Origin of the sequence: Paenibacillus sp. FSL H8-0260 (assembly GCF_045040625.1) — a bacterium.
GTDB classification, from domain to species: domain Bacteria; phylum Bacillota; class Bacilli; order Paenibacillales; family Paenibacillaceae; genus Paenibacillus_AQ; species Paenibacillus_AQ odorifer.
Genome location: NZ_CP150298.1, coordinates 4,535,276 through 4,554,641, shown reverse-complemented (window position 1 = coordinate 4,554,641; position 19,366 = coordinate 4,535,276). Strand labels below are relative to the sequence as shown.

The following is a 19,366-nucleotide window of genomic DNA, read 5'->3' as shown; positions in this document are numbered from 1 at the left end:
ATGAATATCTTGTTCGATTCCGCTAATGGGGCGGATACGCTTATCTACTTAGCCTATGAAGAGGAGCCATTTCCTCTTCGGCTGGGAGAAGCTCACAAACAGAGTGGCAGTGTGACATGGTTATATGCTCGCTCTGAGGAAGAGTCCGATGTGATAGCAATTGGAATGGGAAAACGCCGGGCTCTTACGCTTGAGAAAGTTCGCCGAGCAGCGGGATCTGCCGCCCGTACAGCTCTAAGAGAAGGACGAAATTCAGCTTCATTTGTTCGTAGGACAGCAGAAAGTAATATTTCCGCTGCGGATGAGCTGCAAGCATGGATTGAAGGCTGGCTTCTTGGATTATATCGTTTTCAAACCTATCGTGGCGTTACTAAAATAGACATTTCAGTTGATTTGCTGCTCCAGACAGCCGATTGGCCTGAACTGACTAAGCCTGAACTGGAAGTTGTACTAAGTACTGGCCGCATGCGCGCTGAAGGAGCAGTAGTTGCTCGCGATCTGGTGAATGAGGTGCCCGGGACTCTAAATCCGGATCGGTTCGCAGAATGGATGGTCGAATATTTCGAGCGTGATAACGCAGCAGTGAAAGTTCATGTCTACCGGGGGCAGGAGCTGGTTGACCTACAGATGAATGGGTTGCTGGCGGTTGGAGCTGGCAGTAAACACTCCCCAGCCCTCGTTGAAATTCGCTATGAGAGTAACCCTGAATTGCCAATGCTGGCATTGGTGGGTAAAGGTGTTACCTTCGATTTGGGTGGGATGAATGTTAAGACCGCAAGTGATATTAGCGATGCACGTATGGACATGGGTGGCGCAGCAGCTGTTCTTGGGGCGCTGGATATTTTAGTGCGGAATCAAGCTCATGTAAATGTGACCGCGTTGATCCCCGTTGTTGATAACGTACCAGATGCTGAAGCAATGCTGCCATCGTCTGTTATACGCTATCCTAATGGGCTGACGGTTCAGGTTGCAAATACGGATGGCGAGGGGCGGCTTATTATCGCGGATGCTCTTATTCATGCAGCAAATATCGGGGCAACTAAGGTCATTGATATTGCAACACTTACTGGAAATGTTGGCGCAGCGTTAGGATTAGGTATCGCCGGCATATGGGGTGATGGAGAGATGACGCAGAGCCTCGTCGAAATCGGTGAGCGCAATGGAGAATGACTGTGGCCCATGCCGCTTATGGATGAATACGAAGTCGATCTTCGAAGCAATTACGCTGATCTGCGCAACGTTAGTACTTCACCTTTTGCAGGTGCGATTACAGCAGCGCTTTTTATACGGCGCTTTGTAGCGGAATCGCTGAGCTGGGTCCATATTGATATGGCTGGGACGGTTCAGTACAAACAGGATGTGGGGTATTCAGAAGCTGGAGCAACGGGCTATGGTGCTCGACTGCTCGCTGATTATGTTATGAAACAGGCACAACAATAACAACCGGAAGAGTGGAGGGAAGTTATGAGATTGGAAGTCATCGCTACCTGTATGGACGATGCCCTTACAGCAGAAGCGAACGGGGCTGACCGCCTGGAGCTCATTACTGCGATTACGGAAGGCGGATTAACACCAGGGATAGGATTGGTGCAACAAGTTGCCAAATCGGTTAACATTCCTGCGTTTGTTATGGTTCGCCCGCACAGCCGTTCTTTTTGCTATTCAAAGTATGACATTTTGACCATGGCAGCAGAGATAAAGCAAATTGCAGCCAGCGGTGCGGCGGGGATTGTGCTTGGTGCGTTAACCCCGGAAGGGACTATCGACGAGCGAGCGCTTGAAACATTATTGCCGTTGACCGAGGGATTGCAAGTTACCTTCCACCGTGCTTTTGATGAGTTGAAGGATCAAATAGAAGGTTATCGAACGCTTTGTAAGTATCCGCAAATTACGCGTGTACTCACTTCTGCCGGGCCAGGTCCGGCACCTGAAGCTATTCCTGCTATGCGGAAGCTAGTCGAGGAATCAAGGGGTAAAACGGTAAGTATACTGGCTGGAAGCGGTCTGAAGCCGGAAGGTATTACTTCATTTATACATCAGACTGGAGTAACAGAAGTGCATTTTGGGTCGGCTGTTCGTTATGATAAAGACGCTTTGTCGCCAATCGATCCAGCAGCCTTACGGGCGTTAGCGGAGAGTATTCATTCTAACGGCTAATAATAGATAGTGAAAAGGTGAATGGGTTATGCAGAAGGTTGAGAGCTACGTAGTTGGAATCGATTTAGGAGGCACAAAAATTGCCGCAGCATTGTTCGATTCAAAGGGGACCGTGTTGAAACGGGAATTGATGGAAACGGCTGGGGCACGTACCGCTAAAGAAGTGGTGCAGCGAATGATCGATATGATCCGCTCCGTATCCGAAGGGCGACCACTCACAGGAGTGGGTCTGGCTTCTCCCGGAGCTGTAAATAGCCAGGACGGGATCGTTATTCACGGCACCAATCTTCCGGAGTGGGATAATGTTCCACTGAAGCACTGGATGGAGTTGGAGCTAGGCGTTGAAGTAAAGGTAGTGAATGATGCGAACGCTGCGGCTTGGGGCGAGTATGTCCGAGGTGCTGGCAAAGGTGCAGACAACATGGTTTATGTTACCTTTAGCACAGGGATTGGAGCAGGTATCGTCATTGACGGCAAGCTGCTTCTTGGCAAAAATTCATTTGCTGGTGAACTAGGTCATAATATTATTGACCCGAACGGAACGGAATGCAGCTGTGGAAGATTCGGCTGCTGGGAAGTTTTCGCTTCGGGCACAGCGATTCGGGATATGGCGCTGCGAAGTATGGAGAGCAGACCGTCGATGATTACGGAACTGGCTAATATAAATGGAGAAAAAATCACTTCGCGGCACGTATTTGAAGCCATGGCACTTAACGATCCCGTGGCCGTCGAGGTTATTGACCGGAGTATTCATTATATGGCACTAGGTCTAGCCAATGCAGTACATACGTTCAATCCTGATCGGATCGTGATCGGTGGAGGCGTGAGTAAGGCTGGAGATTTGTTATTCCCTGCACTGGTGGAGAAGACGGAGCTATTTGTCATGGATCCTTATAAAGGTACTTTTACAATTGAACCTGCCGCGCTCAAAGACGATGTAGGCCTAATTGGAGCAGCTGCATTATTTCATACCGCTTAGGTGGAGTGAATGATTGATCACAGCTTTCATTAACGGAGGAGTTGGAGAGATGGGTACAAGAGAAGAAAGAACGAAATGGTTCTTACAGGATAGGTTCGGGATGTTTATCCATTGGGGTTTATATTCAATTCCTGCTAGAGGGGAATGGATACGCGGCAACGAGCGGATGAGTAGAGAGCATTACATGACGTATTTCGATGAATTTGACGCCTCACGATATGATCCGAAGAAATGGGCAAGTGCAGCCAAAGCTGCGGGTCAGAAATACGCTGTGCTTACGACCAAACATCATGACGGGTTCTGTCTGTTCGATAGTAAGCTGACTGATTTCAAAGCGACTAATACGCCCGCTGGGCGTGATCTAGTGCGGGAATATGTAGACGCTTTCCGTGCTGAAGGTATTGCAGTTGGTCTATATTACTCTATCATAGACTGGCACCATGAGGATTATCCCGGTTATGGAGATAAGGCACATCCTGATCGGGATAACGAAGCGGTCAAAGATAAGCCGATTGATTTCGATAGATACTTGGAGTATATGCATGGGCAAGTAAAGGAACTGCTCACCAATTACGGTAAAATCGACATTATGTGGTTTGACTTCTCCTACGATAATATGACAGGGGAGAAGTGGAAGGCGACGGAGCTTATCCGGATGATTCGTTCCATACAACCTGATATTATTATCGACAATCGATTAGGTGGCAATATTCGTGCGGCAGAACCTGAGGAGTATGCTGGTGATTTCTTCTCCCCCGAGCAGATCATTCCGCCTGGCGGCATTGTTGACGTAAACGGCCAATCCATCCCTTGGGAAGCCTGCATTACCCTGAATGACAACTGGGGTTATCATTCCGAGGACAAGAATTATAAATCGACCAAGCAAGTCATCCGTACGATGGTCGAATGTATCAGTAAGAATGGTAACCTGCTCCTCAATGTTGGACCAGATGCTAAAGGTGAAATGACACGGGAATCCCTGGTTATCCTTGACGAAGTTGGGGAGTGGATGCGCCTTAATGGAGATAGTATTTATGGATGCGGGAAGTCTTTGCTACCTAAGCCAGAGTGGGGACGTTATACGCAAAAGGGCAATAAATTGTATGCGCATGTCTACGACCGTGGAATTGGCCCGATCTATTTCCAAGGCTTGAAAGGGAAGATTAATAAGGCTAGATTACTACGTGATGGTACCGAGCTAAAGGTGGAGGTGCCGTGGATGGCTGAGGAATATTCGGATGTTGACGGTGGAGCTTTTATTACATTAAAAGGCGCGATGTTACCTGATGAGATGGATACGGTTATCGAGCTTGAACTATTTAATTAAATCAGAAGGAGTTGTCCCATATGCCCTGAATGGCTGCTGAGACAACTCCTTTTTTTCGTATTCTTCGCCAACATTTGCACATACGAAACACCTATCGGACACAGATGACTCTAAACCCAGAAATATCGCACTTTTGGGATGCCAACGGACTGCATAGTCGTTATTGGCTTGAAACACCCCCGATATGGAGCTGATTCTAGGGAATAGCGTCATTGGAGTCCGAAGCCCTGTTCCAAAGGCAGAAAATGTGCAAATAACGTCATCTGGGTCCGCAACTCTCAGAGGGGGGTGACAATGTTGAAGTTGTTGAAGCATTTGAAGCAGGCATTCAACGAGTCAGAAAACAAAGCGGCGATTCTCCAAATAACAGGAGAATCGCCGTTCTGTGAATACTAAAGGCGAGCCTTGCGGAAGCCCTCATATATATTGAGGACCGCGACTAAAATCAAGATTGCTATTCCTCCACCTACTAGTCCCGTTTCAAATTGGTTTGCTGTAGTGTTTAATAAATTAGACATGTAATTAATAAATTCTTGGTTAAATACACTCGGATTTATAAGGATAACAGCGAATACAATAAGTACAATGAGCTCAAGGACCGTATTACATAATGCTAATTCTCTAGTCCATTGTCTCTTGATTAATTTATATATAGTTAATGCGACTTCTAATCCGATCACAATAAGAATAATAGGCCAATAATCAAGTAACACATGCTGATTAAAAGCTGGGGCTACGAAGTTAAGTGCCCCTTCACCGCCTCTATAGACTCTGATCAGGTGTTCAGCATTAAAATAAACAGTAGCCCAAATGGCAGTCCACAGTAAACTTCCGAACACTTCGAAGCTTGTAATTGCTTTTTTCTTATGGACAAGCGCGATATCCTTCAAATCATCAGGAGTCCATTTCCTTAATTTTGTAGTAAGAGGATGACCTTCCTTTCCTTTATCTGCCCGTTCGATAATAGCGAACACAACAGTTATCCAAAAAAAGACTTGGATGCCTACTTCAAGAAAGGTTCCAATTCCTGTACTTATAACTGCAGTAACAATATCCGCAACTGTTTTATCGCCGCTGTAGCCAATCAAGTAATCAGCAACCAGAGCGATTAAAGAAACAACTACAGCGATGGGTATAATCATTTTTAATAGCGTAACATATAAATCGAAATAGCGTGGGCCGATGAGATACATGGGCTGATCGCGGTACTCACTAGCTAAAATAGCTGGATTGCCCAATTTTGCAAGGACGGCTTTTACCTCTTTTTCGTCATAATCATCCGGTAACATATCCTCGATGGTTGAGCATAATTCTAATGCGATGTCTTCCCGATTTTGTTCTGGTAACCTCCGAGTAACTTCATGAATGTAAATCTCAATCAGCTTCATGGTCATCCTCCCCTTGTAATAGGCCGTAGAGTTCTTTCGAATTCTTAAGCCATTCTTCCTTTAGCTGTAAAAAAATCTCTACGCCATAGTCACTTAGAACATAATACTTACGGGGTCTGCTCTCGGATGTGTCCCAGCTGCTCGTCACTAATTCCTGTTTCTCTAATCGGCGAAGTAATGGATATAGGGTGCTTTGATCGATGATGATGCTGGATTCCTCCAACAATTGAACGAGCGAATATCCATACTGGGGCGTTCGTAATTGACTTAAAACGGCTAGCGTTAACGTACCTCTTCTAAGCTCTGTGATTAAAGAATTTAATAAAGTACTCATTCACCCACCTCATTATTTAAAATATAAGGATTTATAATCTCTTATAAATTGTTCTTATATTTTTGGTTTAGACGCTTGCTGTCCTTAAGAGGACGTCGAAGTTGTTTATACTTACTATGTGTCATACAGTATTCGATCTATACTATGCATCATACACTATTGTTGTTCCAACATCAATTGAATAAAATAATCTTCTGAGAAATAAATAAGAAAATTTTTCTATTTTGTGAAGCAGTTTGATTAAAAGGAGGTCGTGAAATGATTCCATTTTTTAGTGACATCCCGAATGCTTCTACATGGGAGGTAGTTGAACCGGTTCATAAGGGCAGAGAGTTATTGTTGAGAACGGCGGAGATTTCCCATTATGATCAGAAAAAACGGGAGTATGATCATTACGAAGTCGAGGAACTTGGAATTATTGATTTTAATAGATTTGATTATGGTGATCCATGGGTATTTTAATCATGATGTTCCAGATGTATTCTTTAGGCTTTATATACCGAAGTGGTATTGGCAAGTTATACTGAGTGAAAAGACTCAGCTATTTGAGAATAGTTAGGGGAATTAAGCGATGAATATACTGATTGCTGAAGATGAAACTGATATAAGAAAACTAGTGAAAATACATTTAGAAGATCGATCCTATCGAGTATTCGAAGCCAAGGATGGCATTGAGGCTTTAGAGGTTGTTAATCAACATGAAATAAATCTTGCCATTCTGGATATTGTAATGCCCAGGCTTGATGGGCTTAATCTGCTGCGACGGATAAGAGAGAAAAGCCATATTCCGGTTATCTTGTTAACTGCCCGCGGTGAAGAAATTGATAAGATAGTGGGCTTAGGCCTTGGAGCAGACGATTATATGGTGAAGCCATTTAGTGCTTCAGAGCTTGTGGCTAGGGTTGAGGCGCAGCTGAGACGAAGAAATGTATACGATCTTAGCCAATCGATAACTGAAGAAACAATCCAACATAGAGAATTGAAGCTGAATTTAAAGGAATGTATGTTGTACATAAATGAAAGTCCAGTTCTTCTAAATGCCAAGGAATATAAGGTGTTACAATGTCTGATGCAGAGTCCTAATCAAATTTTTACGCCCAAAAAGTTATATGCAGCGGCGTGGGAAGAAGATTTCTATAGTGATAATAATACGATTATGGTTACCATCAGCCGTCTAAGGAATAAGATCGAACGGGACCCACACCATCCCGAATATATCGTTACAGTGCGTGGACTAGGTTACAAATTCTACAACCCAGGTAAATAAGATGAGAAAACAAAATATATCCTATCAATTGTTAAAAAACTATATCGCGATCTTTCTTATAACAACGGTTATAACGATATTGGTGATTGTTGCTTTGTTTTGCATGAACAGGCTGGGATCTAAGGACATTATTTATAATCAGTTAACGGCTGCTAAGCTTATGCAAAATGACTATCAAAGAATTGACACTAGTGTTGTTAATGATGTCGGGGGCAGTTTACAGGTTGTGAATTCCAATTACGAAGTCATACATTCCATTGGCAACAATCCATTTACGTCCAAGCAGATTAGTGTCAAAGAATTTACGGATTTTCTAATGAATACTGGCGCTAACAAAGATATGATCACTGTTGAATATAATGAGCAGGAACAATTTTGGCTGATCGTCTCTTTACCTATACAAGTGAAAATGACAGGCAGTTTCCATTGGAATTCAGATTCACCTATGCAGGATCATACCCTTCAAATGCTTGGGTTTATTGGGTTAGGTTATTTGTTGATTCTGATTCTAAGCACGATGATTTATGCGAGAATTACGGCGGTTAGTTTCATTAAACCCTTAGACCAGTTGTCCGCTGCTGTTGAAAAAATTAAGAATGGGGATTATTCAGCAAGAGTGCAGGTAGGCGGGAATCGGGAGTTTAGTCAACTGGAGCAGGCTTTTAATCATATGGCAGAAGTGATTCAGATCCAGACCTCGTTAAAAGAACAGAGTGAAAACAATCGAAAAAATCTAATATTGGATATATCCCATGATTTAAAAAATCCATTAACAAGTATTATGGGTTACGCAGAGCTTGAACTAAAAGAACAGGTGAGCGGTCGGATAGAACATTTGGAATTTGCCAAAATAATATACGAAAATAGTATCCGTGCCAATGTATTGATTCAGGATTTGTTTGAATTATCGAGAATGGAAAGTCCCGAATTCCGCTTGGATGTTACAACAGATGATTTCTCAGAATATTTGAGAGAAGAAATGATACATATGTTGCCCGAGCTTGAGGCTGCGGGTCTGATCCCTGATTTTGTAATCGAGCCAGAAGAAATAATTCTACAGTTTGATAAAAAAAGAATGAATCGAGTATTCTCAAACCTGCTTTATAATGCCATCGCTTATCAGGAGCAAGGTTCTACGTTTCAAGCTGTGCTGGAAAAGGTGAATGATGGAGCCAAGCTTACTTTTATTAATTACGGCCAACCATCAGCCTTGAACCCGGCAGGTTCTGGATTAGGGTTACTCATTGTTCAAAAAATAATAGCTGCTCATGGAGGGACTGTTCAGCTGAATACGCAAGATAACCAGTTTGAAATTATAATTGAGCTGAACCGGCAAATTTAAGGTCTATGTAAGATTACATTAAGTCGTATGAAATTTCCCAATGCTAAAATGGTTGATATTCAGTCTATTAACAATTTTACTTGGGGGAACAGATTATAATGATTGATGAAAAATTAAGTAAAAGGCAATTGATCTTGGGCGTTATATTAGCAGTAATGTACTTTTTAGGATTGTTCTCCATTCTCTTGATCAGGCCGGTTATGGGAATTCTTAACCATGTTTTTATTTGGCAGCCAGAACAACAAAATCGAATGGCCTTAATGTTGAATAGTCTGATCTACATAGGAGTGATTATAGGTTTTAGGAGATTCTATAAACAAGCTATTCAAGATTTCGGACAATACTGGGTCCGTAATATGTTATGGATGGTTTGGGGACTTTGTTTGATTATTATCATCGGAAGTATGTTGATCCCCACACTAATTTCCATTTTTCATCCTATTACAAAGTCTGTTAATGAGGTGGATTTACGGGCAATGTTGTCCTCGTATCCATTTATTTTTACAGTGAACGTGGTATGGATTGGCCCCGTGATTGAAGAATTAGTATATCGGGTTACCATTTATAGAACGATCCGCAGGAAAAGTCGTCTTCTGGCTTATCTGATATCCTCCTTTTTATTTGGCTTCCAGCATGTCTATAGAGCCGTGGTGTTCCAGAGCAACTATAACGAAATGTGGAATGTCTTTTCCTATATGGCTGCTGGATTAATCTTTGCCTACCTATATGAGAAAAGAAAAAATATATTAGTGCCTATAGGCGCGCACATGTTTAGTAATGGTTTATCTGTACTTCTCTATTTCTTAAGTTAATACGAAATTTGACTTCATATCAGATTACTAGTAAACTGATAATCAAGTAGATCCAATTCCAAAGTAATGGATGTGGCATAATGCGAGACAATGGATTCACTGAAGACAACAAACTAAGCTTATTGATCTGGCTGCGGCTGGTAAGAGTTTATGACAATAGTAACGATCTTTCCAATGAGTTCTTGAAGCAGTTTGATTTAACGGTTAGCCAGTTTGATGCGTTAGTACAAATACTATTACATCAGCCTGTGACACAGATGGAAATGGCCGAGCATTTAACCATTACTAAAGGTGGAGTATCACATATGCTTGGCAGATTAGAAAAAGAAGGATGGATTGAACGCAAGCAGGATTGGAAGGTGAAGTATATTTCTTTAACAGAAAAGGGCCAGGCGCTTATCGAGAAGGTTCTTCCTTTGCAATCGGATTTCCAAGCTTCGTTATTCGATCCACTGACGGACGACGAGAAGAAAGTATTTTACAGCATGCTTAAGAAGATTCACCGCCATAGCCTGAATGAGAATCGAATTCCACAAGGAGTTCAGTAGTATTGTAAAAGCTTTATTCTGAATAAAGCTTCCTTTTTTCAGCATCAGTTTACTAGTAAACCATAATCATATTAGGAGGAAATTAAAATGAGCCAACCACAAATAACCGGACAACATCATGTATCAATGATTACTAAAGACGCTAAACAAAACCTATGGTTTTATACAGAGGTACTGGGACTAAGACTTGTCAAAAAAACCGTAAATCAGGACGATCCAACCATGTACCATTTATTCTATGGCAACTCTAATGGCGCTCCAGGCACCGAGGTATCCTTTTTTGAAATGCCGAATGCAGGCCAGACCCGGAAAGGAACGAACAGTATTTCTGCAATCTCTCTTCTCGTTCCTAGCGATGAGGCTTTAGTATATTGGGCTAGCAGATTAGATACATTTGAAGTTGCTCATGAAGCTATCGTAAGTATAGAGGAGCGCAATTCGCTTACTTTTCAGGATAGTGATGAATTAACGGTTCATCTGGTTTCCGCAGAAAAAGATAATGTGACTCAGCTGGTAGAACCTTGGATTACTGATGATATTCCACCACAATATGCCATTGTTGGATTGGGTCCCGTTGAATTGACTGTCCGTGAGGCTAGCCGTACAAAGGCTGTTTTGGAGGATATTTTAGGCTATACACAAGTTCGTAGAGTTCCATCCATGGGTGATCCGAAGGTTATGGTGGATATTTATGAAACAGCTAAAGGCGGCTTGTACACTGAGCTACAGCTCAAAGAAGTTAATGATCAAGACCGGGAAAGACCGGGAAGAGGGAGTGTCCATCATGTGGCTATAAGAGTGAAGGATCTGGAAGAATTAACCGCATGGGCTGCTAAAATCACAGCTGCAGGGTTCAAGAACACAGGGGTCATTGATCGTTATTACTTCCATTCCTTGTATTTCCGTGATCCGAACCATATTCTTTTCGAGCTTGCTACAGATGGTCCAGGGTTTGAGATTGATGAATCTTTTGCCACATTGGGCGAGAATTTGACCTTGCCTTCTTTTCTGGAAGAACGCCGGGAAGAGATTGCATCGAAGCTTCATCCTATCCAATAATACAGCTAAGAAAGTAGGACATCATCATGATGGAACAATATAGAATCGACGAGAATAAGGGTTTAGAAATAGGTTTATATACTTTAGGTGATCATGTTGCAGATGCCTTAACAGGTAAACCAATCAGTGAACGACAACGGATTCAAGAGATCATTGCTGCCGCCAAATTAGCAGAGGATGCTGGATTAGATGTATTTGGAGTGGGGGAGAGTCATCAGGCGAAATTTATTACTTCAGCAGCATCGGTCGTACTTGGAGCTATAGCAAACGCAACGGAACGAATCAAACTCATCAGTTCAGCGACTGTATTGAGCACAGCGGATCCTGTACGTGTACATGAAGAATTTTCGACATTGGATTTGTTATCCGGAGGCAGAGCAGAGATTGTTGCTGGACGTGGATCACGATTAGGAGCTTATGAACTGTTCGGATATGACGTGAGGGATTATGAAGAATTGTTCGAAGAGAAGATTGAATTGCTTATGAAAATAAATAACGAAAAAAGAATTACCTGGGAAGGGCAATTCCGTCCTGCTCTGAATGATATGGAGATTTTTCCGAAGCCTCTGAATGGTAAACTGCCTATCTGGCGAGCGGTTGGTGGACCTCCGGCAAGTGCAGTTAAGGCAGGAAGAATGGGCATCCCGATGATGCTGGCTGTTCTAGGTGGACCTGCTTCAGCGTTCAAGACCTCTGTGAATATGTATCGTCAGGTTGCCGCACAATCAGGTTTTAATCCGGCAGAGCTGCCGGTGGGTACAACCACCCTTTTATATATCGATAAAGATTCACAGCAAGCATTCCGTAACTATTACCCATATTTAAATCACATGATGAAAGAGCTTCGTGGATCAGCGTACCCTAAAGACCAATTTGCTGAAGCCATGAGTGTGAGAAATGCGCTGCTCGTAGGCAGCCCACAACAGGTTATTGAAAAAATCCTTTATCAACATGAGCTGTACGGACACAATCGTTTTCTGGCTCAGATTGATATTGGTGGTTTACCTTATGCTCAGGTTGAGCAAATCATTGATTTGTTGGGATCGGTAGTCGCACCAGCCGTAAGACGGGCCACAGCTAAGAAATAAGAAAAACTATGAGATTGGAAAAAATTATATTAAAATTATTCCAATAAGGTTAAACGATGGTTTGAGAAGGATCACTTAAGGAGGCAAAGTGTGACGAATAAAATGATAGCTGCGCAACGTTTATACAACCAGAAGATCGTTGATTCCAAGCTAATCAAGCCCGAACAGGTCGTTAAAGAATTAGGGGCAGTACAGGCGCAGGATTACATGCAGGCGATGTGGGCGATCGGGTTACGTACTCCATCTTCGAGTTTAGCTGATATAGAGCGTGCTATCGCTGATCGTAAGATGATTCTGAATTGGACGCTGCGAGGTACGCTTCATTTTGTCCCACCGGAAGATGTAAAGTGGATGCATCAGCTATCTGTGCCGCGTTTAGCAGGACAAACAAAGCGGCGGAATGCAGAGCTTGGGCTAGATGATCAGACACTAGAACGTTGTAGACATATTATAGTTAATGCTTTACAAGGTGGAAAGCAGCTAGATCGTGCACTTCTACTTCAACTTATAGAAGAAGAAGGTATTCACACAGGGAACCAGCGTGGTTATCATATGTTGTGGAATGTTGCGTACCAAGGGTTGATTTGTTTCGGACCGATGAATGGTAAGCAGCAAACGATTGTTTTGTTAGAGGAATGGGTGCCACAGTTTCGAGAACTTTCTTACGATGAGTCATTGTATGAACTCGCTCGGAGATATTTCACCGGACATGGTTTAGCAACTGTTCAAGATTTTGCTTGGTGGGCAGGCATCACCCTTACCGATGCTAGAAGAGGTCTGGAAGCGGCCAAAAGTCAACTGCAATCAGAGGTTATTGATGGCAGTGAGTATTGGATGTCTGCTGATCGGCTAGAGCCAGCTGCTGAGGACTCCGGCGTTCATCTGGTTCCGGGTTTTGATGAGTACATTCTGGGTTATAAAGACCGAAGTGCCGTTCTAGAGCCCGACGTTGCTCCTTTAATAGTTCCGGGGAATAATGGTGTTTTTCTTCCGACGATTGTTGTGGAGGGTCAGGTGGTGGGTAAATGGAAAAGAACCCTAAAGACCAAGGGGATTGAGATTATGATCCATCCTTTTGCCGATCTGGGCGATACGGAAAAGTTGGTACTTAAAGAAGCTGAGCGATATGCCGCATTTATTGGGCTGCCAGTACTCAAAATGAATGTGAGTGGTTCATTGAGATGAGTATTTCACTATTCTCACCAATCTCATCATTCTGATCATTCTCACTATTCTCACTATTCTCACCATTTTCATCTTTCTTACCATTCTTTTGTGTGCTTCTTTCTCGCTAACGGACACCGTTGCGCTTATTAGCACCTAAATGCTAATTTGCTGAGTTTTTCGGACTCCAATGCAGTTATTCCCGTCGCAGCACCTCTTTTGACCCCTATTTTTGCGGAATAGCGGCATCTGGGTCCGATAGATTCGTAAAAAGGCTATTTTTAGCTCAATAGCGTCTCCTGAGTCCGAACGGCATAATGGGTGAGGGGTGAGGGGTGAGGGGTGAATGGTGAATGGTGAATGGCGAATGGTTACCGATTACCGAATAACCGCTCACGGATGCACTCTGAATAAAAAATAACCCGGCAGGGCGGACCTGCCGGGTTATTTTGATGAAGCATATAGTTAGCTTAATTAGATTCGTCTAGCTAATTCAGCGCCTTCCCAAATCGCATTCAGCGCTCTACGCGCTTGCACCGCATCGCCAATTACATGATAAGGGATGGAGCTTTCCTCCAAGAAATCCTGAAGGATTTGTTTGTTGAGGGCGCGTGAACCTACAGCAATTACTACATAATCAGCAGGTAGGCTGTGACGTTCGCCGTCTTTTTCAACAATTACGCTATCCCCTTGAATCGCCATACATTTGCTGTTGGTCATTAATTCAACGCCATGTCCATATAGACTTTCCATGACACAGATTTTCCGCAGAAGCCCTAGATCATTAGCAACATCAGCTTGCATTTCAACTACAGTGATTTGATGTCCGCGCTCTACAAGCAGTTCTGCGACCTCAAGCCCCACTAAACCACCGCCGATAATAACGACTCTTCCTTCTGGATGAACCGTTCCCCATAACACATCATGTGAATTGACCACATGTGAACTGTCGATGCCTTCCACAGGCGGAATAATAGGAGAAGATCCGATTGCAAGAATGACCTCATCTGGCGCAATTTCTTGGATTAATTCAGGTGTAACCTCTGTATTCATTCGAATGTCTACACCTTCACGTTTAGCGGTTTCTCCCATATTCAGAGCGGCTGCAGCCATTTCCTCTTTACGTGGTGCGGCACCGGCAATATAAAGCTGTCCGCCCAGAATGTCATTTTTTTCGCATAATATTGGATGATGCCCACGTCGTTTCAGGGTGACAGCTGCTTCTAATCCGCCAGGGCCACCACCAGCAATAAGTACTTTTTTGGGGATACCCGTTTGCTGCAATTCATATTCACTTTCACGGCCGGTTGCAGGATTAAACACACAGCTGATAAATGGAACATTAGGATTCACGAATCCATCGAAGCAGCCTTGGTCGCACCCCACACATTTAACGATCGTGTCTGCACGTCCGGCTAAAGCTTTATTGCAGAATTCCGGATCTGCCAGCTGCGCACGCCCAATGGCTACAAAATCAGCCAAACCCTCCGCAATAATCCGGTCTGCAATTGCTGGATCATTAATACGGCCTACGGCAATAACAGGGATGTTAACCACAGATTTAATTTGTGCTGCGTTATCTACATTGAAGCCTACAGGTAAATCGATCGGCGGTACTTCATATTTAATTGCAGCGCCAGCAGGGACCCCACGAGATACATTAATAGCATCAATTCCAGCTTCTTCAGCGAGCTTTGAGAAGAGCTTCATATCTTCCAGTGTAAGTCCGCCCGGTAGATCCTCAATCGCAGAGATTCTCATCAAGATAGGGAACCCAGGTCCAACCGCTTTCCGGATAGCCCGGATACAAGACAGCGGGAAGCGGCAGCGATTCTCCCAAGAACCGCCGTACTCATCCTGACGAAAATTCATTGCAGGACTTAGAAATTGTTGGGGCAAATAACCATGGCCGGCATGGAATTCCACACTGTCAAATCCGGCTTTCTTCGCACGTAATGCTGTATCTGCGTAAGCTTGAACCATCTCACCGACTTCATGATGCGCTAGTTCACGTGGTATATGAGTCACGCCTTCAAACGGAACAGGTGAAGAGGAGACCTGAATTAGGTTGGGAGTTACTTTACCTCCATGCCATAACTGTAGACAGCTTTTGCCTCCTGCCTCTCGAATAGCTAATGCTAATTGAGCCATACCTGGAATGAATTTATCATCATAAAGGGCAGGAGCATCATCGGAGGCCGCTGTTGGGTGAATAGTTGTTACTTCTACAGTATTTAAGCCGTTGCCGCCTTTAGCTCGTGCTACATGGTAATCAATCAGACGATCACTGACGTATCCACCCGGCGCGTTCATTTTCGTGCCCATCGCTGGTAAAATGACCCGGTTCTTAAGCTCCATATTTCCGATTGTGCCCTTGCTAAATAGATGTGTGAATTCCATACGATAACTTCCTCTCTACATATAGGTTAAAAATAAATAGGTTATTTTAACCTATATTAGCGAAAGAGCAGGGCGAAAGTATGTGCAAAAAATCACGAGTGATTTGGCAGGAATGTAGTAATTGAGGTAATATAAGAAAATGATGAACCGGATACGTATTCCGGAAGCCCGGAGGATGATTATGGATATTGAAGTTTTGATTCTGGCCCAATTAATGAAAGGGGCCAAACATGGTTATGAAATTAAAAAAAACATTATTTTTGTAATGGGCAATGATAAAATCGTAAACAATAACTCGCTTTATCCAAAGCTGAAATTATTTGAAAAGCGAAAATGGGTAATCAAAAAAACGGAAATTCAGGAACGCCGGCCTAAACGTTATGTATATTCTATAACTACTGAGGGTGAGGAGCGGTTTAACACCTGCTTAACAGAATTTACGCTGGAGACTATTCGAATTGATAATGAATGGTCTATTCGTCTTGCTTATTATGAGCTTTTGGATCAGGAGACACGTAGAAGATTGCTTGATTACAGAGAGACTTATATGAACGAAAAGCTGGACCATTTACAGCAGTTATCCAAAGTAGTTGGCAATAGTGAGGATATGGATTACTCTGAGGAGCTCTATTTTTACACCCGAAGTATGGTTTTACGAGAGATCGAGTTAATTAAGGAGCTGTCACGTAAATTAGAAGCATAAGGAAACCGTTGGATTAGCTATAAAAATAGAATTTTATAAACACACCTCGCTGTAATCGTTAATTAACGGTATATTTGTAAAATCGATTCATAGTTTAGCTTTAGGTTTTCCGCTTGTGATTGGTATCATCATCTTTATTTTGGGTTTGATCATATTGGGAATCGAATATTTCACATCAGATTAGTTGAACAATGGGAAGAAGGGGTGTCTTCTTGAAAAGAATATACATTGCAGTCCTAAGTTTTGTACTTCTGCTTGTATTAACCATTTGTGATCGTGAGGAAGTCAGCAGCACGGCGATCCCAGAGAGAACCATTCATATGGATGGAAAAGTGATTCAATCTCAGACTCTCTCCAGAGAGGTGGGCATAGAACTGGATGATGAGAATGCGCTTTTTCAAGCACAAATGAAGGATTCTGCGGCTTCTATTCCTTATGTAAAGCTTGGTGAAACCATCCACTAATTCGCAGATCGAAAAGCAACGTTTAAACTGGAGTCTAATCTGGCAGCCTTTTTGAGTTCAAATAGTAAAGATTATGAGCCTGGAGCAACGATCAGAGGATTTCATCTGACAGGTAAATGGGCGGATCAGACTAAGGATATCATTTTTGTTGTGCGAACAGATGCTAAGTAAATACTGTATTTTAAAATGAAAAAGACTACCCAGAAAAAAATCTGGCTAGTCTTTTTTTACTCGCTTTTATTTATTGGCTTTAAAACCTGATGCTTGCATAAGCTTGGTGAATACTTCGGTGTTTTCGTAGATTCCCGTAAATAATTGTGCATTTTTGCCCATAGCTGTGATTGGAATATCAACCGCAGTATGGCCTGAGGTCGTCCAGTCCACTACAAAATTGTGTTTGGAATTGGCGATGGCGAATGGACCGTCTTCTTTGGATATGCCGTCACCGGACTCATCATCTGCGTCAACTGCTTCAATAGAAAATCCGCCGGTCTCATGGTCGGCAAGCACTAGAACCAGTGTATCTGGATTCTTTTTGGCGAAGTCTTTGGCTACTTGCACGGATTTGTCCAGTTCTTGACCTGATTTAATCGTCATTTTAGCGTTGTTTTGGTGTGCAAATTCGTCAGTGCCTTCTTCTTCCACCATAAGGAAAAATCCCTTTTTATTTGTTGCTAGCGTATCTATAGCTTTCTTAGTCATCTCTGGCAGTGATACCACCGGATTATAAATATCTCCTTCACCTTCAGGCTTTTGCTGGAACATTTCCTCGTTTGCGAAAATTCCAAGCAGCTTGCCGTCCTTTGCTTTTTGCATATCCGCTTTGTTCGTTACATAGGTGTAGCCCAATTGTTTAGCTTTATCAACTAGGTTTCCTTGTGTTCCTTTGCTTTTTTCTGAAGGATCTTCAGCGGGTTCATCTGGGAATTTGCCGGGATTGCCTGCAGGGTACCAGAAAACCTCACCCCCACCGAGCAGAACATCAACCTTGCTCTTAGTCAGAAGCTGAAGAGCGATATCACTTTGCTTTGAGCGGTCTTCAACGTGAGCACCAAATGCGGCGCCAGTCGCGTCTGTAATCTGACTAGTAGTAACGACACCTGTTGATTTCCCGGCATCTTTAGCATATTCCATAATGGTCTTAACACTTTTTTTATCGGCATCCATTCCGATAGCACCATTATAAGTCTTCACACCGCTGGCATAAGCAGAAGCAGAAGCAGCCGAATCTGTAACAGGGACAGTGGAGCTTGTATGAATTAATCCAACGTATGGCATGGAATCCATTGCTAGATTTCCTTTTTCACCTACGGTGGCAAGCCGGATGGCATCACGCTGAGCAGCACCCATTCCGTCTCCAATAAACAGAATTACATTTCTTGTGTTCGAAGATGCTGCGTCTGCTTGATTAGGTGCATTTGTAGTAACAATGCTGGATACAAAAAGAGCAGTTGCCGCTGTTGCTACAATTGCTGTTTTGACGCCATACTTTTTCGGTGATTTCATAATTTCCCTCCTAATGTATGTTTACAGTCTCATATTATAGTAGTTACATTAAGAGAATATTTTCCGGACTTGTAAAAAATGTAAAATGATATAGCGAATTTAAATTATCGGAGCTGTGATAAAAGATTTTAAAATAAAAAATATCTGGGTGTATTATTGGCATATTGGATATATTCATCTCCGAATACGGACTTTAAATGTTGCTCTTCTTGAAGAATTAGTAAATGAATCGCGGCAATGTTAAGAATGAATATTAGGAGTGTTAACAGATTGGGGTACATCAGATACAATCCCAAAAACATGAGATCAAACCCGACAAATGCAGCGTTTCTACTATATTTATAAATACCGTGTGTGATGAGTTTGGTTACAGTAGTCTTATCAATCCCAACTCTCCATGAAGTGCGCATAGCAATCATAGCTTGAATAAAAATGGAACATCCGAGGGCAGCTACACTAACACCGATAAAGTGAACTACAGGAATATCAAACGTTTTGCCTACAAGTGTAACCATAAAGGACTCTGCTACGGAAAAAACAAACCATGCTGCACCCCATAAAAAAGTAGAGGTTTTTACCAATAGCTCGATATAATGGAGCTTAGATAGTTTAGCGCCTTTAGCCAGAACGTTTCCTTTAATCTGGTTTTTCTTGTAAAGTATAAGGAGCTTTAATAGATAAGAAATTAAGAAGATGCAGAAAAGAAGTAGAGATAGGATATTTTTAAGATCGCTCATTATGATTTCCTCCTTACCAATACATATGAATGATTGCTCATATGTTTGTTTATATCTTATTTCCTAATATTGTACATGTCAACTAATTATT

At 42.7% G+C, this 19,366-nt stretch carries 18 protein-coding genes and 1 pseudogene; 14 read left to right on the top strand and 5 right to left on the bottom strand.

Going from position 1 to position 19,366, the window contains the following annotated elements; translation table 11 throughout:
- From MHI51_RS20315 to MHI51_RS20300, 4 genes and pseudogenes are all read left to right on the top strand, one after another.
- A pseudogene (locus MHI51_RS20315) lies at nt 1–1,440 on the top strand (leucyl aminopeptidase family protein).
- A 24-nt stretch (nt 1,441–1,464) separates the two neighbouring features.
- A complete protein-coding gene (locus tag MHI51_RS20310; protein WP_076183112.1) occupies nt 1,465–2,157 on the top strand; it encodes a copper homeostasis protein CutC in 693 nt (230 codons plus the stop codon).
- A gap of 28 nt (nt 2,158–2,185) precedes the next feature.
- On the top strand, nt 2,186–3,136 hold the full coding sequence (locus MHI51_RS20305) for an ROK family protein (RefSeq protein WP_341138460.1): 951 nt from the start codon (nt 2,186–2,188) through the stop codon (nt 3,134–3,136).
- Nucleotides 3,137–3,185: 49 nt separating this feature from the next.
- A complete protein-coding gene (locus MHI51_RS20300; protein WP_076129888.1) occupies nt 3,186–4,463 on the top strand; it encodes an alpha-L-fucosidase in 1,278 nt (425 codons plus the stop codon).
- Nucleotides 4,464–4,855: 392 nt separating this feature from the next.
- Here the strand turns inward: MHI51_RS20300 and MHI51_RS20295 are convergent, their stop codons facing one another.
- Both MHI51_RS20295 and MHI51_RS20290 read right to left on the bottom strand, forming a co-directional pair.
- Nucleotides 4,856–5,851 (bottom strand): hypothetical protein, encoded by a 996-nt coding sequence (locus tag MHI51_RS20295; protein ID WP_405173225.1) that lies wholly within the window; start codon nt 5,849–5,851, stop codon nt 4,856–4,858.
- Entirely contained in the window at nt 5,838–6,185 is a 348-nt protein-coding gene (locus MHI51_RS20290) for a PadR family transcriptional regulator (RefSeq protein WP_076129886.1), read from the bottom strand. The genes MHI51_RS20295 and MHI51_RS20290 overlap by 14 nt, the downstream gene beginning before the upstream one ends.
- A 258-nt stretch (nt 6,186–6,443) precedes the next feature.
- Here MHI51_RS20290 and MHI51_RS20285 point away from each other — a divergent pair, with 258 nt between their 5' ends.
- The 8 genes from MHI51_RS20285 (at nt 6,444) to MHI51_RS20250 (ending at nt 13,486) form a co-directional block, all read left to right on the top strand.
- The gene (locus MHI51_RS20285) at nt 6,444–6,647 is read left to right on the top strand and encodes a hypothetical protein (RefSeq protein ID WP_076278746.1); all 204 of its coding nucleotides are present in this window, start codon (nt 6,444–6,446) and stop codon (nt 6,645–6,647) included.
- A gap of 109 nt (nt 6,648–6,756) precedes the next feature.
- Entirely contained in the window at nt 6,757–7,452 is a 696-nt protein-coding gene (locus MHI51_RS20280) for a response regulator transcription factor (protein ID WP_076281473.1), read from the top strand.
- Nucleotide 7,453: 1 nt separating this feature from the next.
- Nucleotides 7,454–8,794, top strand: coding sequence for a HAMP domain-containing sensor histidine kinase (locus MHI51_RS20275; RefSeq protein WP_076306959.1), 1,341 nt, complete (start codon nt 7,454–7,456; stop codon nt 8,792–8,794).
- Nucleotides 8,795–8,892: 98 nt separating this feature from the next.
- Complete coding sequence (locus MHI51_RS20270) at nt 8,893–9,606, top strand: CPBP family intramembrane glutamic endopeptidase (protein ID WP_076219997.1); 714 nt, start codon at nt 8,893–8,895, stop codon at nt 9,604–9,606.
- Nucleotides 9,607–9,686: 80 nt separating this feature from the next.
- A complete protein-coding gene (locus tag MHI51_RS20265) occupies nt 9,687–10,154 on the top strand; it encodes a MarR family winged helix-turn-helix transcriptional regulator (protein WP_076219998.1) in 468 nt (155 codons plus the stop codon).
- Between the two features lie 87 nt (nt 10,155–10,241).
- Nucleotides 10,242–11,213, top strand: coding sequence for a ring-cleaving dioxygenase (locus MHI51_RS20260; protein ID WP_405173224.1), 972 nt, complete (start codon nt 10,242–10,244; stop codon nt 11,211–11,213).
- Nucleotides 11,214–11,239: 26 nt separating this feature from the next.
- A complete protein-coding gene (locus tag MHI51_RS20255; RefSeq protein ID WP_217696585.1) occupies nt 11,240–12,301 on the top strand; it encodes an LLM class flavin-dependent oxidoreductase in 1,062 nt (353 codons plus the stop codon).
- A 90-nt stretch (nt 12,302–12,391) separates the two neighbouring features.
- The gene (locus tag MHI51_RS20250) at nt 12,392–13,486 is read left to right on the top strand and encodes a winged helix DNA-binding domain-containing protein (RefSeq protein ID WP_405173223.1); all 1,095 of its coding nucleotides are present in this window, start codon (nt 12,392–12,394) and stop codon (nt 13,484–13,486) included.
- 453 nt (nt 13,487–13,939) lie between these two features.
- On the opposite strand, the gene MHI51_RS20245 is transcribed toward MHI51_RS20250, so the two are convergent.
- Nucleotides 13,940–15,865, bottom strand: a complete 1,926-nt coding sequence (locus MHI51_RS20245; RefSeq protein ID WP_076276085.1) for an FAD-dependent oxidoreductase — start codon at nt 15,863–15,865, stop codon at nt 13,940–13,942.
- A 181-nt stretch (nt 15,866–16,046) separates the two neighbouring features.
- On the opposite strand from MHI51_RS20245, the gene MHI51_RS20240 reads away from it, so the two are divergent.
- Both MHI51_RS20240 and MHI51_RS20235 read left to right on the top strand, forming a co-directional pair.
- Nucleotides 16,047–16,568, top strand: coding sequence for a PadR family transcriptional regulator (locus MHI51_RS20240; protein WP_036688994.1), 522 nt, complete (start codon nt 16,047–16,049; stop codon nt 16,566–16,568).
- A gap of 212 nt (nt 16,569–16,780) precedes the next feature.
- Nucleotides 16,781–17,032: a hypothetical protein gene (locus MHI51_RS20235; RefSeq protein ID WP_405173222.1), complete on the top strand. Its 252-nt coding sequence runs from the start codon at nt 16,781–16,783 to the stop codon at nt 17,030–17,032.
- 237 nt (nt 17,033–17,269) lie between these two features.
- Here the strand turns inward: MHI51_RS20235 and MHI51_RS20230 are convergent, their stop codons facing one another.
- Nucleotides 17,270–18,538, bottom strand: a complete 1,269-nt coding sequence (locus MHI51_RS20230) for an alkaline phosphatase (protein ID WP_405173221.1) — start codon at nt 18,536–18,538, stop codon at nt 17,270–17,272.
- Nucleotides 18,539–18,666: 128 nt separating this feature from the next.
- Nucleotides 18,667–19,275, bottom strand: a complete 609-nt coding sequence (locus MHI51_RS20225; protein ID WP_076276089.1) for an isoprenylcysteine carboxylmethyltransferase family protein — start codon at nt 19,273–19,275, stop codon at nt 18,667–18,669.
- Nucleotides 19,276–19,366 lie beyond the last annotated feature (91 nt).

Bases quoted from the DNA above. Each gene is read 5' to 3' on its own strand.
- MHI51_RS20280 (WP_076281473.1), top strand. From the start codon at position 6,757: ATGAATATACTGATTGCTGAAGATGAAACTGATATAAGAAAACTAGTG.
- MHI51_RS20260 (WP_405173224.1), top strand. From the start codon at position 10,242: ATGAGCCAACCACAAATAACCGGACAACATCATGTATCAATGATTACT.
- MHI51_RS20295 (WP_405173225.1), bottom strand. From the start codon at position 5,851: ATGAAGCTGATTGAGATTTACATTCATGAAGTTACTCGGAGGTTACCA.
- MHI51_RS20275 (WP_076306959.1), top strand. From the start codon at position 7,454: ATGAGAAAACAAAATATATCCTATCAATTGTTAAAAAACTATATCGCG.
- MHI51_RS20225 (WP_076276089.1), bottom strand. From the start codon at position 19,275: ATGAGCGATCTTAAAAATATCCTATCTCTACTTCTTTTCTGCATCTTC.
- MHI51_RS20300 (WP_076129888.1), top strand. From the start codon at position 3,186: ATGGGTACAAGAGAAGAAAGAACGAAATGGTTCTTACAGGATAGGTTC.
- MHI51_RS20265 (WP_076219998.1), top strand. From the start codon at position 9,687: ATGCGAGACAATGGATTCACTGAAGACAACAAACTAAGCTTATTGATC.
- MHI51_RS20285 (WP_076278746.1), top strand. From the start codon at position 6,444: ATGATTCCATTTTTTAGTGACATCCCGAATGCTTCTACATGGGAGGTA.
- MHI51_RS20310 (WP_076183112.1), top strand. From the start codon at position 1,465: ATGAGATTGGAAGTCATCGCTACCTGTATGGACGATGCCCTTACAGCA.
- MHI51_RS20240 (WP_036688994.1), top strand. From the start codon at position 16,047: ATGGATATTGAAGTTTTGATTCTGGCCCAATTAATGAAAGGGGCCAAA.
- MHI51_RS20245 (WP_076276085.1), bottom strand. From the start codon at position 15,865: ATGGAATTCACACATCTATTTAGCAAGGGCACAATCGGAAATATGGAG.
- MHI51_RS20305 (WP_341138460.1), top strand. From the start codon at position 2,186: ATGCAGAAGGTTGAGAGCTACGTAGTTGGAATCGATTTAGGAGGCACA.
- MHI51_RS20255 (WP_217696585.1), top strand. From the start codon at position 11,240: ATGATGGAACAATATAGAATCGACGAGAATAAGGGTTTAGAAATAGGT.
- MHI51_RS20270 (WP_076219997.1), top strand. From the start codon at position 8,893: ATGATTGATGAAAAATTAAGTAAAAGGCAATTGATCTTGGGCGTTATA.
- MHI51_RS20230 (WP_405173221.1), bottom strand. From the start codon at position 18,538: ATGAAATCACCGAAAAAGTATGGCGTCAAAACAGCAATTGTAGCAACA.
- MHI51_RS20290 (WP_076129886.1), bottom strand. From the start codon at position 6,185: ATGAGTACTTTATTAAATTCTTTAATCACAGAGCTTAGAAGAGGTACG.